This is a genomic window from Nonomuraea solani (assembly GCF_900108335.1).
Lineage (GTDB): Bacteria > Actinomycetota > Actinomycetes > Streptosporangiales > Streptosporangiaceae > Nonomuraea > Nonomuraea solani.
On record NZ_FNVT01000013.1, the window covers coordinates 20,581 to 36,200 of the forward strand.

Consider the following 15,620-nt stretch of genomic DNA (forward strand, 5'->3'; position numbering starts at 1 on the left):
TCCGAGGAGGTTGTCACATGCCCCTTGCCGATGACGCCGTCGAGGCGCGCGCCCAGGGCTGGCGCACCCTCGCGGCACTGCACGCCAAAATCGAGGACCGCCTGGAGAAGGCGCTGCAGAAGGGGCACGAGCTGAGCGTGAGCGAATACACCGTGCTCGACGTGCTGGCCAGGCAGGACGGCTGGCACATGCGCATGCAGCAGCTCGCCAGGGCCGTGGTGCTCAGCCAGAGCGCGACCACCCGGCTGGTGACCCGGCTGGAGAAGCGGGAGCTGCTGCGGCGCTACCTGTGCGAAGACGACAGGCGCGGCATCTACTCCGAGGTCACGCCGGCCGGGCGGGAGCTGCTGGAGCTGGCAGGCCCCACCCACGACGCCGTGCTGAAGGAGGTGCTGGCGGAGGCGGCGGAGCAGCCGGAGCTGGCCCCGCTCGCCGCCGTGATCACCTGACCGCTACGGGCGGACGTTGCTCTGGATTTCGCCCACCGCCACGTCGCGGGTCGTCTCCAACTGGATGGGGTCGAACTGGAACGGCACCGCCTGGCCCTGCCCCTGGATGTCGACCTGCCACACGGTGGTGACGCTCAGCGTGTACTTCTCGCGCGGCTGGTCGATCGACGAGCGCAGGTAACGCACGCCGCAGGAGAACGTGCCGCCCTTGGTGTACGCCTTGCCGGTCGTCCCGCAGTCGTTCTCGGTCACCTCGGCCCGGGCGGGCGTCGTACCGGGATCGATCGTGATGTCCTGGAGGGTCGCGACCAGGGTCACGCTCATGACGCCGGGCAGCTCCGCCGTGACGCTGCGGCGCGTGCGGCCGATGCCCTCCAGCCAGACCCAGGTGGGCAGGTTGACGTAGCTCTTGGCGTCGGGGTTCAGCTTGATGGCGGGCTCCGGCACGGTGATCGCGGCCCTGGCCATCTGCGCGAGCATTTCGAGCGTGATGCCGGAGGGCGGCGTGGTCCCGTTGGGGACGAAGACGAACTGTTCGAGACCGGTCCAGCAGGCCACGCCCTTGGGATCGGCCTCGTTCAGCGCGGGCAGCCACCAGCGCCCGTCCTGTCCGAGCTTGTCCTTGAACTGCTGGACGAACGCCTGATGGCTGTCCTCGTCGACCCGCGCCCGGTTGGCCGCGTCACGGCCCTCGTTGCGCTGGCGGAGCATCTCCTCCGGGGTGGGGCCGGGCTCGTACCAGCAGGGGCTCGGGATGCGGTAGACGTCGCTCTTGTCGTTGATGTCGCCGCGCATGATGATGCCGCTGTACTTCGCCAGCCACGCCCTCGTGTTGCCGGACTGCTGTCTTGTCTGGGTCGTGTTGTCGCCAGGGCCCGGGTCGGGGGGATCGGGGTCGAGGAGCAGCGGTGCCATGAGCAGGGCCGCCAGCCAAGATTTCATCGGGTGCATCTCTCTCTGGAGGTGACGTAGGTCCTGATGCGCCACACCCCGTCGTCGCCACGGTGGGCGGCCACGCTCTGGCCGTACGGGGTGCGCAGCCATTCGGGCTGGGGACTGACGGCCTTCCCGGTACGGGAGGAGACCAGCCGAATCCCCGACTCGTCCACGCATGCGTTGATCTGGGCCCCCTTGCCCATTCGCGCGATGACCCGCAGGTTGTAGAGCCGCCCGACCCCGCGCATCGTCCACCGCACCTTGGCGAAGGACTCCACCCAGTCGCTCGCCTGGACGGCCGCGTCGAGTTCGAGGCCCCGCTTGTAGATGCGCTGCCCCCTGGCCACGGCCTTCCTGGTGCCGACGTACTGGTCGACCATGACCTGCAGCAGCGGATCCGGGTCGGCGGGCCACTCGATCCTGGCCCGCAGGCCGCCGCCGAGGTCGACCGTCTCGGGGCCTTCCGCCACCTCCTGCTCGGGGGCGGCGGTGGCGGATCGAGGGGGCGGCGCGGCGCGGGTCTCCTGAGGCACGTACGGCCGCTCGGCCGCGCCGCAGCCCGCCAGGAGCAGCAGGCTCAGCGCCATCACCACGGGTCTCATGCCGACGACTCCCTCACCACATGAATGCGCCACGTGGGCAGCAGTTCCTCGATCAGCGCCTCGGTCTCGGGCGCCATCCCGCCCCCGTACGGGTGCGAGGCGGCCCGGCGGGTCAGGCCCTCGACGACGGCGCGCAGGCGCAGGTTGTCCTCCGTCGCGTGCGTGGCCCGCAGCAGGTCGCGCCAGAGGCCCTCGTCGTCGGCCGCCAGCAGCAGCGCCGCGCGCACGGCGGCCACGGCCGCGTCCGGCTGGCCCTGCCCGAGCCGGATCTCGCAGAGCTGGTGCGCCGCGTCCGCCACGGCGGCGGCCGTGTCGTACTCCAGGTCGTCGGCCGCCAGCCAGGCGTACCTGCCGGGCGGCCTGCCGGTCAGCAGCGGGCCCCTGACCAGGCCGAGCGCCTTCTCCAGCAGGACGGCCCTGGCGGTCGGGTCGCCGCCCGAGCGGCGGACGAGCTCACGGAACAGCGCCCAGTCCGTACGGACCTCGGGCCCCAGCCTGAGCCGGCCCGCCTCGTCGGTGAGCAGGTGCTCGGGCCCCAGCCAATCGGCGACCCTGGCGATCGTGGCGTCCCTGACCATGTCCTGGACACCGCGCGGCCACAGCACCCCGCCGAGCACCACGGGATGCACGCCGCCCGTGTGCGTGGACAGGTAGACCAGCAGCTCGGTGGCCAGCGCCATCCGGCCCTCCTCCAGCGGGCCGAGGCCGGCCACCTCGATGGGGCCGAGGATCCTGATCTCGACGGCGGGCGGCTGTGTCGCCTCCAGCGGCTCGGCCTGCGGGATGGGCTCCCCGTCGAGGCGGCCGGCCGTGCGGAAGAGGTCGATGAGGGCCCGGTAGTGGCGGCGCGGCAGGAGCTGGGCGTCCACCTCGAAGCCCAGCTCCGCGATCTTGGCCTTGCCGTCGTCGCCGATCTCCAGGGTCCAGGTGGCGTGCGGCACCTCGCCCGCCAGCACGTAGCCGGCGGTGTCGCGGCGGGCCAGCAGCGCCAGGCGCCGGGCCTCGTCGTGGGTGGGCGCGACCGCGGACAGCAGGTAGTGGGCGCCGCGCGGGCTGCCGGTGATGCGCCCGGTCAGCACCTCCCGGCGCGGCGCGGCGCTCGCCTCCAGCTCGGGCAGCACCTCGGCCAGGCTGCCGACGGCCCTGATCCGGTCGGGCGCGATCGCGGTCAGCTCCTCGCCGAAGCCGACGAGCGTCACACGCATGCGGTCGGACCAGCGGTTCGTGGCCAGCTCGACGGCGAGGGCGGCCAGCGCGGCCGTGGTCTGCGGGCCACGGACGTTGATCAGGCCCTGCGCGGCCTCCAGGTCGATCAGCACCCGCCCGCTCGCGTCCGTGCCGATCGAGACCAGCCCGGGGTAGGGTGCCCCGCCCGCCTGTTCCTCCAGCAGGCGGCCCTCGTGCGCGGGCAGCCGCCAGACCTGGCCGCCGTCCTGGGCCGTCCACGGCAGCGGCGCGTCGCCGTCCGGCGGATGGATCCACAGGTCCAGCGTTCGGGCCGACAGGTGCGCCCCGTACACGGTGGGCGGGGTGCGGCGCCGGGCGGCCAGTTCGGCGCCGAGCAGCCGCAGCCCGATGTCCAGGATGCGGGCACCGGGGGCGTCGCCGCCCAGCCGGAGCGCGACCTCGGCCTGGGCGGCGTCGGCCTGCGGGCGGACGATGCGGCGGCCGAACACGCGCCGCCAGAGTTGTTCGCGGCGGCGCCGGGCCAGGACGAGCAGGAGCCCGGCGGCGGCCAGCGAGGCGGCGGCGAGGTAGTCGGTGAAGTCGGCCTGGCTCTCCTGGATGACCGGGCGCTGTTCGGCCTTCACGCTGCCGTGCTGGGGTGGGCGGCGGTGTTCGGTCCCGGCGCGCTTCTTCTGCTCCTGCTGGTCTGGCTTGGCGTCCCGGTCGGCGTGCCGGCCGGCATGAGAATCGGCGTGCGCGCGGCCGGGGTGTTCGCGCAGCGTCTGGTGGCGGGGCTGGTCGGCGGGGACGATGTGGACGTTTCTGGCGTCGTCCGGCATGTCGAGCACCCAGCCGGGTCTGATGAGGTCGGCCATTTTGAGGCGGGTGCCGTCGGGCTGCGCTTTTGCCTGATTTAGTCGGTAAATTTCGGGATAACGGCGGCCGTCACCCAGGCACTTCTCGGCGATCTCCCACAGACTCTCGTGGTGCCGCCCGTGCGGTGGCTGCACCACGTACACCTTCTTGGTCTTGGCCGTTTCGAGCGTCTGCTCCACGATCGGCGCCGAATACGCCACCGCCGTCACCGGCGGAGCCGCCGGCGTGGGCGCCAGCCGTACCAGTGGTGCCGCCATCGCCCCGGCCGTGAACAGCAGCAACACCGCCGACACGAGTTTGTTGGCCAGGAACTGGGTGCCGCCGGACAGTGGCACGCGGGCGGGCATGCCGACCCGGCGGACCCCGGCGTACACCTCGACGAGCACGCACACGAAGAGCTGGAACCAGGCCAGCCACACCAGCAGCACGAGCACCGCGATCATGGTGCTCGGGCCGACGCTGCCGGTGAGCGCGTCGATGTCGAACAGGTCGGGGTCGACCAGCGGCCCGGCGTAGGTCAGCAGCGCGTAAGGCACGCCGCCTATCAGCGCCACCAGCAGGATCAGCGCCCCGATGCCGGCGACCACGTCGCCGGCGCGGCGCCTGGCCGGGACACGCATGGGTACGTGACGTCCGTGAGAACGCGCGGGCTCTCTCGTCGGCATCGCCCCTCCCCTCTCCGGTTCAGCGTCGTGCCTCATGTGTCCCGCATCCATCGAGTGGCGGGATTCGGTCTATCTCGCTTCCGGCGCGGCGGTGGCCTCCCCGGCCATCTCGGTGCCGGGGAAACCGATGGCGCTCAGGAAGAACGCCTTCCACCGCACCGCCACGGTGACCGTCACCTGGGCCTGCCCCTGGCCGACGGAGCACTGGCCGGCGGTCACGTCGTCACCGCCCTGCGCCGCGACGATCTCGTCGGCCCTGGCGCACACCCGGTCCTCGCCCAGCAGCCGGGTCTGTCCCGTGGCGCGCAGATGGTCGACGTCGAGCTGGTCGGCGGCGGCGCGGGCGGCCTGCTCGGCCACGTCGGCGGCGCGCAACCGGGCGTTGATCGCCTGGCCCCCGTCCACCAGCAGACCGGCCAGCAGGAACACGACCACGGAGAACAGCACGGTGAACACCGACATGGACCCCCGCTCGCCGGGCCTCACTCGATCCTCCTGAACTGCTCCAGCGGCACCACGGCCGTGCCCCGCAGCTCCTTGGTGCCGCCGAACCCGAGGAAGGCGAGGTCGAGCTCGCAGCGCACCTCGGCGCGTACCTCGCCGCCCTGCTCCCACGCGGACCCGTCGAGCGAGACCGCCGAGGATTGGCAGTGCGGCTGGAGCACGCTCGTGGCGATGGCCTCGGCGGCGCCCTCGGCGTCGTCCAGCGTGCGCTGCACCGACGCGGCGCGGGCGGCGTCACGGGCGGCGCCGTTGACCCGCCCCTGCGACTCCACCAGCACTCCGGCTCCCGCCAGGAACATGAGGAACAGCAGGAACACCGGGGCCAGCATCACCGTCTCCACGGCCATCGAGCCGCGCTCACGCGCCCTCATTCGCAGTCCTCGCCGCCGTTGTCGGGGCGGAAGCACTCGACGGGGCCGCCCGCCGTGGCGGTGACCGTGAACGACAGGGCCGGCAGCAGCGGGATGACCTGGACGGCGCTGCCCGTCACCGTGACGAAGCGCTCGTCGGGCTCCTTCTCGGACGTCGTGGCGGCGGCGTTCGCGAGCAGCCGGGGCCCGATCGTACGGACGATCTCGGTGGCCTTCCCGGTGGCCGCGCCCTGCCACGCGCCCGAGTCGAACGGCGCCGACCTGGCCACGCGGGCACCCTCCCTGGCCGCCGCCTCGGCGACCTGGCGGGCGTGGAACCAGAACGCGACCTGCACGATGAGCAGCGCGGTCGCGAGGATGACCGGCATGAGCAGGGCCAGCTCGACCACCGACACGCCGCGCTCGCCCCGGCGCGGCCGGGCTCTCACGGAGTGCCACCACCGCCACCGCCATCGCCACCGCCGCCGCCGAAGGTCCCCTGGAGTGACGACTGCTGGTTCTCGACCAGCGTCTTGATCAAGGTGGCCAGGCCGAGCGCGACGCCCGCGATGATGGCGGTGATGATCACCCACTCGACGGCGGAGGCGCCGCGCGTGGGTGCGGTGCGGGCGCGGTGGAGGCGTTCGCCCAGGAGCGAGGTGACATAGATGACCCAGGGATGGTTCATGAGACCCCCAACATCTTCATGGCTGCGGGATAACTGAGAAAGATGACAAAACCGGCGCAGAGCAGGAGCTGGGCCACCAGCATCGACTGGGAGCGCTCGCCCGCACGGCCCTCGATCTCGGCCAGCTCACGGCGCCGCAGCGTGGCGGCTCTGGCCGTGAGCGAGGCCCTTACCTTGGCACCGTCGTCGGCCACCAGGCCGAGCGCGGCGGACAGGTCGCGCAGCTCGTCGACGTTGATCTCCTCGCCGAGCTGGCCGAGCGCCTGCCACGGGGTGATGCCGACGATCCGGGCGCCGCTCAGGGCGTCGCGGATGCGGCCCATCGCCCAGTTGGGCTGCTCGCCGCTGACCGAGACGGCCATCATGAGCGCCTCGGGGACGCCACGGCCGCCGGCCAGGTTCATGGACACCAGGTCGAGAAAGGCGCCGACGACGTGGCGGAAGTCGCGCCGCTTGGCCGCCGCGTCCTTCTTGACCTGCAGGTCGGGCAGGAAGAAGAAGACGACCGCCACGAGCAGGGCGGACCAGAACGGGATGGCCAGGGAGGTGCCCCACTCCATGAGCACGAGCCAGCCGAGCAGCAGCGGGAAGGCCAGCAGCCCGCTGGCCGCGAGCAGCACCTTGGTGGCCAGGAACGCCTCGAACGAGCGCCCGACCAGGGCCAGGTCCGCCTTCGCCGACCGGGCCTCCCAGCCGCGCGCGCCGTAGAGGCGGGCCAGCCGCACGCCGAGACCGCGCCGGAACGCGCTGACCTCCTCGTCGGGCAGCACGAGCCGGATGCGGGGGGCGCCGGCGTCCTCGCGTACGGCGTCGAGCGCGAGCAGCCGCGCCACCAGCCCGGGACGAGCCGGGAAGATCGCCCGGAGCAGGACGAACAGCCCCAGCCCGAGTGCCGCACCGGCCAGCGCGCCCTCAACCACGTTCGCCACCTCCCATGAGCAGTCGCGTGGGCTTGTCGAACCTGGCCAGCCGCCGCATCCACGCGAACCCCGCGCCGAACAGCCCCGCCACCACCACGAGCACGGCCTGCCCGAGGTAGCCCTGGTATTCGGCCACGTAGTCCGGGTTGAAGACCACGAGCAGCCCGGCGAACGCCAGCGCGGTGATCACCACGATCTGCACGCTGCGCCGGGTGGCCCGGCGCTCGGCCTCGACCCGGCGGCGCATGTCCAGCTCCTCGCGGGCCGAGACGGCCAGCGCGCCCAGCACGTCGCGCAGCCCAGGGCCGCGCAGCCGGGAGTTGAGGATGAGCGCGGCGATCACCAGGTCGGCCGACGGGTCGTCGAGCTCGTCGGCGAAGCGGGCGAGCGCGTCCGGCAGCGCCATCCTGGTGTGCAGCCGGTCGACCATGGCCCGCAGGTGCGGCCGGAGCGTGGGCGCGGCGGCCCTGATGGAGGACGGGATGGCCTGTTCGAGCCCGGCCGCGCCGGCGATCGTGTCGCGCAGCGACTCCGTCCAGGCGGCCAGCCCTTCGAGCCGGTACATGGCGTCGCGCTCCTCGGCGGCGCCCCCGGTCAGGCCGCGCCAGGCGAACACGAGCAGCACGGTGCCCACCGCCATGACCGGCCATTCGGTGATGATCAGGACGAGGGCGGCGGCCACGGTGGCCACCGCGCCGCGCGTGGTGAGCGTCTTGGCCAGGTGGCGTTTCGGCTTGGGCGGGCGGGGGCGCAGGCCGTACAGGGAGAGGAAGAACAGGAACAGGCCGCCGCCCGCCACCGCGCCGGACAGCAGGGCGAACGGGTCCATGGAGATCGGCATCGTCGGTCACCAGCCCCCGGGGGTGTAGCCGTGGGCGGCGAGTTCTTCCAGGCAGGAGAGCGGGGCGTGCGGGACGGCGCCGCCCTCCGGGCCCGGGGTGAACACCTCACTGGACAGGACGCGGCCGTCACAGCCGTTGACCTCGCGGATGCTGGAGACGTAGCGGCGCAGGGTGCCGCCGACGTGATAGTCGTTGCGCTTCTCGACGAAGACCACGAAGTCGATGGCGCCCGCGATGAGCATGTGGGTGGCGTCGATCGGCAGGCGCTCGCTGGCCTGCAGGGCGTAGGTCGAGATGCGGTTGAAGACCTCCATGCTGGAGTTGGCGTGGATGGTCGACAGGGAGCCGTCGTTGCCCTGGGTCATCGCGTTGAGCATGGTGACGATCTCGTCGCCGAGCACCTCGCCGACGATGACGCGGCTGGGGTTCATTCGCAGCGAGCGCCTGACCAGCTCGGCCATGGTGATCTCGCCCTGGCCCTCGGAGTTGGGCAGGCGCTGCTCGAAGGCGACCACGTTGGGGTGCAGCTCGGGGAACTGGTCGAGGCCGAGCTCCAGGGCTCGTTCGACGGTGATGAGGCGCTCGCCGGGCGGGATCTCGTTGGCCAGGGCGCGCAGCAGGGTGGTCTTTCCGGCGTTCGTGGATCCGGCGATCATGAGGTTCTTGCGGGCGTTCACGGCCGCCGTCAGGAATCTGGCGATGTCTCTGCTGATCGTGCCGTTGCCGGTCAGGTCGGACAGGAAGACCTTGCCGAGGCGGGCGCGGCGGATGGACACCGCCGGCCGCACGGTGACGTCCATGACGGCGCTCAGCCGGGAGCCGTCGGGCAGGCGCAGGTCGAGCTGGGGGTTGGCGGTGTCGAACGGCCGGCTCGACAACCCCGAATAGGCGGCCAGGATCTGGATCAGCTCGATCAGCTCGTCGTCGGAGTCGGCCACCGGGTCGTGCGCCAGCTCCTGGCCGTCGGCGTAGCTCACGAACACCTTGTCGCAGCCGTTGATGTCGATGTTCTCGACCTGGGCGTCGTCGAGCAGCGGCTGCAGGCGGCCCACGCCGAACAGCGCCGCGTGGATGCCGGCCGCGAGCGCCTCTTCCTCCTCGACCGTGGGCGGGGTGCGGCCCAGGCCGATCTCGCTACGCGCGTGCTCCTCCAGCACCTGGCTGATCAGCGCCCTGGCGAACTGGCGCTCGTCCTCCCCGCTCATCGGAGGCAGGCCGTTGGCCTGGTCGAGCCGGCGCTGGTGGGCCAGCCGGTCGCCGACCTCCTGGCGGAAGCGTTTGACGAGGGAGTGGTCGATCATCGGTGGCTCACCAGCCTCGCCGCCAGGTCGCGGGCCGTACGGATGAGGAGCGAGCGGTCCAGCCGGCCGCCCCACTGGCCGCGCAGCAGCTCGGCCCCCTTGATGTCGTAGGCCAGGCCGTGGACGAACCGCACACTCGGGCCGACGATCCTGCGGACGTCCTCGATCGAGGCGCGGTAGTTGCGCGGGTCGGCGATCACGACGACGCCGTGGGCCTTGGTGATCTGCAGGCGCTCGCGCAGGTGGGCCACGTTGTCGAGGGTGGCCCTGGTGAGCAGGACGACCTGCTCGGCCTCGGCGAACAGGTCGCCGAGCTGCGGGTGGGCGCCGAGCCGGCCGCAGTCGGCGATCACGTCGGCGTTGGGGATGGCGGCCAGCGACCGGCCCAGCGGGCCCCACAGCCAGGTGAGCCCGGCCGCCTGCTCGCCGTGCGTGAGCCCGGCCAGCACGTCGAGGCCACCGATGATCTTCTGGGTGTGCGGGTGGATCTGGGCCGCTTCGAGGCCGCGCCGCGCGGTGGCTCCCAGCGTGAGCAGGCCCTTGCCGGGGTTGAGCATGCCGCCGTCGGCGGCGGGCAGCCGGTAGGCCAGGTCGCCGCCCGCCGGGTCGCATTCGGCCAGCAGGACGGGACGCGGCCAGACCGCCGCGAGGGCCGTCGCCGCGGTGGTCACGCCGGGCGCCCCCTTGTCGGCGGCCAGCACGATCAGCGCCACGTCAGCGGGTCCCTGTGAGCTCGGCCACGGCGATCTCGCCGCTGGAGGCGTACATCACTATTTCGCGCGCCGCCCCGGAATCGACGACCACGGTGAGCTGGCCGGAATTTCCGGTTCTGGACCGGTCGCCCACGGCGAAGACGAGCGCGCCGGCGGCGAGCACGCGACTTTCTCCCTGACTCGTCCGGCTCGGTACGAATATCACCTGTACGCGGTCACCTTGTTGCACTCCGGCCGGCATTTGACCGGGTTTGAGGGCCAGCCCGACGGTGGCCTTTCCCGGGCCCAGCTCGCTGCTGGCGCGCACGCCCATCTCGCTGGTCAGCAGGGTGCCCGGCAGGATCGTGACGGCCGCGAAGCTGTCCAGCACCTGGGCGCGCTGCGACCAGCTCACGTAGTCGATGCCCTCCGCGGCGATCTTCACTTCCTCGATCGCCTGCTGGCTGAACTTCTGACCTGCGCCGATCTGCTGGGTGACGCGGATGGCGGAGACACGCTCGCCGCTGCCGAGCACGAGCAGGGTCGTGGCCAGCGCGCCGCCGAGAATGAGCAGGACGGCCAGCGCGGCGAGGGCCGGCTTGCGCTCTCTGGGGGGCACGGGGAGCTTGCGCGAGGCCGGGCCGGACAACCCCGCCGCGTTCGCGGCAGGCTTTTCACTGGTCCTCATGGGTGGGGGGCTCCCGAAGTGAATTACGGAATTCACGCCATTATGTCGGGCTTGGTACGGCGGCGGGGGTGGAATTCGGGGACCCATGCTCGTTTCGCAGGTGACATGATGTCAACCGGAAATAATCAATGCCTATTGTTTCTATCAAGTTGACGCCGCTCGATATTTACGGCTAGTCGCCACTTGAATACCAATTTTCACACCTTGCGCTTGCGTTCCACATGCCATGCCATTGGCGGCAACCCGCCCGCCAGACCGGGCTCGGGGCGCTACGTTGGGCCGCCGAGTCGACCGAGGAGACGGCACCATGCGGATCATGCTCACCGTGCTCGGCGGGCAGGGCGACCGTGACGTCATGATCGACGGTGACGACGGCGCCACGGTGGCGAAGGTGAGTGAGGCGCTCAGCGATCAGGGGCCCCTCGCGAAGATCGTCCGGCTGCCCAGGTCACGGGCCCCCTACGGCCTGGCCGCGGCGGCGCACATCCCCAGGCCGCGCACCCCCGAGCGGGCCGGCCAGCGCAGCGGCACCACCCTGTGGCGCGACGGCCGGCCGCTCGACCCGCGGGCCAGGGCCACAGCCGTGCTGCGCGACGGCGACAAGGTCACCCTCGAAGCCACGCTGGCCCGCGACACCGTCGTCGAGGAGCCCGGCGGCGTCGCGGAGGTCCGGGTGGTGGGCGGGCCCGCCGCCGGGGCGGTGCACCGGCTGGGGCTGGGCGTGCACGTCATCGGCTCCGACCCGATGTGCGCGATGGCGGCCGACGATCCGGCGCTGGCTCCTGAGGCGGTGACCGTACGCGTGACGCCCGACGCGATCACCGTCGAACGGGCCTGGCGGCAGCCGGGAGCGGCGCCCAAGCTCAAGCTCAAGGGCCGGTGGGCCGACGAGGTCGCCGAGCTCACGGCGCGGGTCGCGGAGCGCGAGGCGGCCGAGCTGGCCGCCGGCTACGAGGAGGTGCCCGAGCTCGACGGCCGGCCGCTCACCGAACCGGTGCCGTGGCCCGACCAGGCGGTGCTGACCTGCGGCGCGTCGGTGTTCGTGCTGACCTCGATCGAGCCCAGAGACGCGCACCTGGCGCCGAGGAGCGAGGGCGGCGTGTCGTACAACCGGCCGCCCCGGCTGCGCCGCCCCGAGCCGGAACGCACGCTCGTCAAGCCGAAGGAACCCGGCAGGAACGAGGGGCTGCGCCTGCAACTGCTGGCCGCGATGCTGCCCGCGGTGCTCGGCGTGACGCTGGCCTTCGCGCTGCGGCAGCCCTACTACCTGCTCGTCGCCCTCATGACTCCGGTCATCATGATCGGCCAGTGGTGGAGCGACCGCCGCCACGGCAAGAAGCAGCACAAGAAGGCGATGCGGGAATACCGCGAACGGCTCCAGGAGTACGACGAGGCGGTCGAGCGGGCCAGGGTCGCGGACGAGGCGGCGCGCAGGTCCGACGCGCCCGACCCGGCCCAGGTGCTGCTCACGGCCACGGGGCCGCGCAGGCGGCTGTGGGAGCGCCGGATCCACGACTCCGACGTGCTGCGGCTGCGGGTCGGGCTCGCCGACCTGCCCGCCGACCTGGCGCTGTCGGAGGAGCAGGGCGGGCCCATCGATCCGCCGATCTGCCGCTCGGTGCCGGTGGCGCTGGCCATGCGCAGGCTGGGCGTGGCGGGGGTGACGGGCCCCCGCACCACCGCGGCCGGCCTGGCGAGCTGGCTGGTCGCGCAGGCGGCGACCCTGCACAGCCCCCGCGACCTGGCCATCGTGATCGTGTCGGCGCACGCCGACGCCGAGCGGCGCTGGGGCTGGATGCGCTGGCTGCCGCACTGCTCGCCGCAGGCCGGCGAAGACTGCGTGGCCCTGGTGGGCACCGATCCCGAGTCGGCCGCCCGCCGGGTCGCGGAGCTGGCGGCGCTCATCGACCAGCGCCAGAACACCTCCATCCCGGAGCTGGGCAAGATCCCGTCCGGCTGGGACGACCTCGGCGGGCCCGAGAAGCCCACGTTCTCCTCCTACGACGTACGCCCGTACGACGTGCTGGTGATCCTCGACGGCGCCCAGGTGCTGCGCGGCCTGCCCGGCATGCCGCAGGTGCTGCGCCAGGGCCCGCGCTCCGGCGTGTTCACGCTGGCCATCGACGACGACCAGCGGCTGCTGCCCGAGGAGTGCCAGACGGTGGCCGCGTGCGGCGACGACGGCCTCGTCCGCCTGCGCGGCGGCGGCCTCGACGTCATCGGCCCGGTCCTCGGCGACCTCGTCTCGGCCCCCTGGTGCGACCGGCTGGCCAGGGCGCTGGCGCCGATCCGCGACGTGAGCAGGGACGACTCCGGCGGCAACCTGCCCGACGCGGTACGCCTCCTCGACCTCATGGGCCTGCCCGAGCCCTCGGGCGAACACCTGGCCGCCCGGTGGCGGGACCAGGGCTCGACCGAGGCCCTGATCGGTTCCGGGCCTGACGGCCCGTTCACGGTGGACCTGCGGCTCGACGGCCCGCACGGCCTGATCGCGGGCACCACGGGCGCGGGCAAGTCCGAGCTGCTGCAGACGCTGATCTGCTCGCTGGCCGTGGCCAACCGGCCCGACCAGCTCACGTTCGTGCTGATCGACTACAAGGGCGGCGCCGCCTTCAAGGAGTGTGTACGCCTGCCGCACACGGTCGGCATGGTCAGCGACCTCGACGGCCACCTGACCCAGCGCGCGCTCGACTCGCTGGCGGCCGAGATCCGCCGCAGGGAGCGCCTGCTGCTGGCGGCCGGGGCCAAGGACATCGACGACTACACGGGGCCTGCCCTGCCACGGCTCGTGCTGATCATCGACGAGTTCGCCGCGCTGGTGGCGGAGTTGCCCGACTTCGTCACGGGTCTGGTGGACATCGCCCGCAGGGGCCGTTCGCTGGGCATTCACCTGATCCTGGCCACGCAGCGGCCGGCGGGCGTGGTGACGGCCGACATCCAGGCCAACACCTCGCTGCGGATCGCCCTGCGGGTGACGGAGCCCGCCGAGTCGGCCGACGTGATCGATCTGCCCGACGCCGCCCACATCTCCAAGTCCACGCCTGGGCGGTGTTACGTCAGGTCGGGGGTGGGGGCGGCGACGTCCGTACAGACGGCTCGGGTGGGCGGGCGCGGGCCGGCGGCGCGGGTGACCGGGGCCGCCCTGCGGGTGCTCGACCTGAACTGGGCCGCCCTGGGGCGGCCGCTTCCGCCGGCGCGGGAGCCGGACGAGGAGGACGCGGCGGTCACGGACCTCACACTGGTGGCCGACGCGCTCATCGAGGCCGCCGACCTGGCCGGGGTCCCGGCCCAGCCGAGCCCCTGGCTGGACCCGCTCCCCACCCGTCTCGTCCTGGACGTACCGGGCCTCGACGGAGACGTGCCGGCTCCTGACCGGGACGTGCCGGCTCCCGGCCGGAACGGGCCGGCTTCCGATCCGAGCGCGTCGGCTTCCGGCCGGAACGGCGCGGAGGTGGCGCCGTTGCCGTTCGGGGTCACCGACCGGCCGTGGGCGCAGGATCGGCATCCGCTGGTGCTCGACGTGGCGCACGGCGGTCACCTGCTCATCGCCGGGGCCCCGCGCAGCGGCCGATCGACGGCGCTGCGGACGATCGCGGGCTCGATCGCGGCCCACACCTCCCCCGAGGACGTGCACCTGCACGCGGTCGACTGCGGCTCTGGCGCGCTCCTGCCGCTGGTGGCCATGCCGCACTGCGGCGCCGTGGTGACCCGCGACCAGATCGACCGGGTGGAGCGGCTGCTGACCCGCCTGCGGGTCGAGGTCGGGCGCCGGCAGCAGTTGCTGGCCGAGGCGGGGCACGCGTCGCTGGCCGAATACCGGCAGGCGGGGCACCGTCTGCCCTGGCTGGTGTTCATGCTCGACCGCTGGGAGGGCTTCGTCGCCGCCTTCGAGAGCTACGACTACGGCCGCCTGATCGAGGCGCTGCTGCAGTTGCTGCGCGAGGGGCCGGCGGTGGGGTTCAGGGCGGTGGTCACGGGCGACCGGTCCGGGCTGCTCGGCCAGGTTTCGACGGTCTTCGACGACCGCCTGCTGCTGCGGCTCTCGGACATCGCCGACTACGGGCTGGCGGGCTTCCCGCTCAAGGGGCTGCCCGCGGTCATGCCGGCGGGGCGGGCGCTGTCGATGGGCGAACACGGCATCGTGGAACACCACATAGCGCTGCTCGACCCCGACCCGGCGGGCCCGGCCCAGGTGGCGGCCCTCCAGTCCCTGGCCCGCAAAGCGGCCGCCACCCGCAACGGTGCCGCGTCGCCGTTGCGGGTGGATGCTCTGCCGATGCGGGTCACCGCCGCTCAGGCGCTCGCGCTGGACCCGGCGTTCAGTCCGCCGTCGCCGCTCTGGGCGCTGGTCGGCGCGGGGGGTGACGCGCTCGCGCCGCTCGGGCTCGACCTGCTGGCCCACGGCCCCGCCGCCGTGATCGCCGGGCCGGCCCGCTCGGGCCGTTCGTCGGTGCTGCTCACGGCCGCAAGGTCGCTGCTCGCCCGGGGTACGCCGGTCATCGCCGTCGCCCCCAGGCGCAGCCCGCTGCGGGAGCTGGAGGGAACGCTGGCCGTGCTCGACGGCAACGCCACGAACCTGCCCGAACTGGTCGCGGACCAGCGCCACTACGTCGTGCTCGTGGACGACGCCGAGCTGATCAACCCGGACGCCCCGCTGGGGACGGCGCTGGAGGAGGTCCTGCGGTCCGGCCGGGACGGCGACCACGCCCTCCTGATCGCCGGCACGACCGGAGACCTGGCCGTGGCCTACCGGGGGTTCGTGGCGGAGGCGCGCAAGGCCCGTACGGGACTGCTCCTGTCGGTCCAGAGCCAGGCCGACGGCGACCTGTTCTCCATCCGCCTGCCCCGTGGCACGGTCGGCGGCCCCCCGGGGCGCGGCTTCCTCGTGACGACCGGCACCGTCACCCCGGTCCAGACCGCTCTGCCGGACGACGCCTGAC

At 72.8% G+C, this 15,620-nt stretch carries 14 protein-coding genes; 2 read left to right on the plus strand and 12 right to left on the minus strand.

Annotated elements, in window-relative coordinates; genetic code table 11:
* Positions 1-17: 17 nt before the first annotated feature.
* On the plus strand, positions 18-449 hold the full coding sequence (locus C4V41_RS36895) for a MarR family winged helix-turn-helix transcriptional regulator (RefSeq protein WP_103960639.1): 432 nt from the start codon (positions 18-20) through the stop codon (positions 447-449).
* A gap of 3 nt (positions 450-452) precedes the next feature.
* Here C4V41_RS36895 and C4V41_RS36900 read toward each other — a convergent pair whose 3' ends face one another.
* From C4V41_RS36900 to C4V41_RS36955, 12 genes are all read right to left on the minus strand, one after another.
* Positions 453-1,391: a hypothetical protein gene (locus C4V41_RS36900; RefSeq protein ID WP_103960894.1), complete on the minus strand. Its 939-nt coding sequence runs from the start codon at positions 1,389-1,391 to the stop codon at positions 453-455.
* Positions 1,388-1,987 carry a hypothetical protein gene (locus C4V41_RS36905; RefSeq protein WP_146103928.1) on the minus strand — a complete coding sequence of 200 codons (600 nt, stop codon included), beginning with the start codon at positions 1,985-1,987 and terminating at the stop codon, positions 1,388-1,390. The genes C4V41_RS36900 and C4V41_RS36905 overlap by 4 nt, the downstream gene beginning before the upstream one ends.
* Positions 1,984-4,650, minus strand: a complete 2,667-nt coding sequence (locus C4V41_RS36910; RefSeq protein ID WP_235030611.1) for a BTAD domain-containing putative transcriptional regulator — start codon at positions 4,648-4,650, stop codon at positions 1,984-1,986. The genes C4V41_RS36905 and C4V41_RS36910 overlap by 4 nt, the downstream gene beginning before the upstream one ends.
* 114 nt (positions 4,651-4,764) lie before the next feature.
* Positions 4,765-5,181, minus strand: a complete 417-nt coding sequence (locus tag C4V41_RS36915; RefSeq protein ID WP_235030612.1) for a pilus assembly protein TadG-related protein — start codon at positions 5,179-5,181, stop codon at positions 4,765-4,767.
* Positions 5,178-5,570 carry a TadE/TadG family type IV pilus assembly protein gene (locus C4V41_RS36920; RefSeq protein WP_103960642.1) on the minus strand — a complete coding sequence of 131 codons (393 nt, stop codon included), beginning with the start codon at positions 5,568-5,570 and terminating at the stop codon, positions 5,178-5,180. Before C4V41_RS36920 ends, C4V41_RS36915 begins: the two co-directional genes overlap by 4 nt.
* Positions 5,567-5,998 (minus strand): TadE family protein, encoded by a 432-nt coding sequence (locus C4V41_RS36925; protein ID WP_235030613.1) that lies wholly within the window; start codon positions 5,996-5,998, stop codon positions 5,567-5,569. The genes C4V41_RS36920 and C4V41_RS36925 overlap by 4 nt, the downstream gene beginning before the upstream one ends.
* Entirely contained in the window at positions 5,995-6,237 is a 243-nt protein-coding gene (locus tag C4V41_RS36930; protein ID WP_103960643.1) for a hypothetical protein, read from the minus strand. The genes C4V41_RS36925 and C4V41_RS36930 overlap by 4 nt, the downstream gene beginning before the upstream one ends.
* Complete coding sequence (locus C4V41_RS36935; RefSeq protein ID WP_235030614.1) at positions 6,234-7,166, minus strand: type II secretion system F family protein; 933 nt, start codon at positions 7,164-7,166, stop codon at positions 6,234-6,236. The genes C4V41_RS36930 and C4V41_RS36935 overlap by 4 nt, the downstream gene beginning before the upstream one ends.
* Positions 7,150-7,998 carry a type II secretion system F family protein gene (locus C4V41_RS36940; protein WP_103960644.1) on the minus strand — a complete coding sequence of 283 codons (849 nt, stop codon included), beginning with the start codon at positions 7,996-7,998 and terminating at the stop codon, positions 7,150-7,152. The genes C4V41_RS36935 and C4V41_RS36940 overlap by 17 nt, the downstream gene beginning before the upstream one ends.
* 6 nt (positions 7,999-8,004) lie before the next feature.
* Positions 8,005-9,300, minus strand: coding sequence for a CpaF family protein (locus C4V41_RS36945; RefSeq protein ID WP_103960645.1), 1,296 nt, complete (start codon positions 9,298-9,300; stop codon positions 8,005-8,007).
* A complete protein-coding gene (locus tag C4V41_RS36950; protein WP_103960646.1) occupies positions 9,297-10,013 on the minus strand; it encodes a hypothetical protein in 717 nt (238 codons plus the stop codon). Before C4V41_RS36950 ends, C4V41_RS36945 begins: the two co-directional genes overlap by 4 nt.
* A 1-nt stretch (position 10,014) precedes the next feature.
* Entirely contained in the window at positions 10,015-10,680 is a 666-nt protein-coding gene (locus tag C4V41_RS36955; protein WP_103960647.1) for a hypothetical protein, read from the minus strand.
* A 307-nt stretch (positions 10,681-10,987) separates the two neighbouring features.
* Between C4V41_RS36955 and C4V41_RS36960 the strand changes: the two genes are divergently transcribed.
* Positions 10,988-15,619 (plus strand): FtsK/SpoIIIE domain-containing protein, encoded by a 4,632-nt coding sequence (locus C4V41_RS36960; protein WP_103960648.1) that lies wholly within the window; start codon positions 10,988-10,990, stop codon positions 15,617-15,619.
* Position 15,620: the final 1 nt, after the last annotated feature.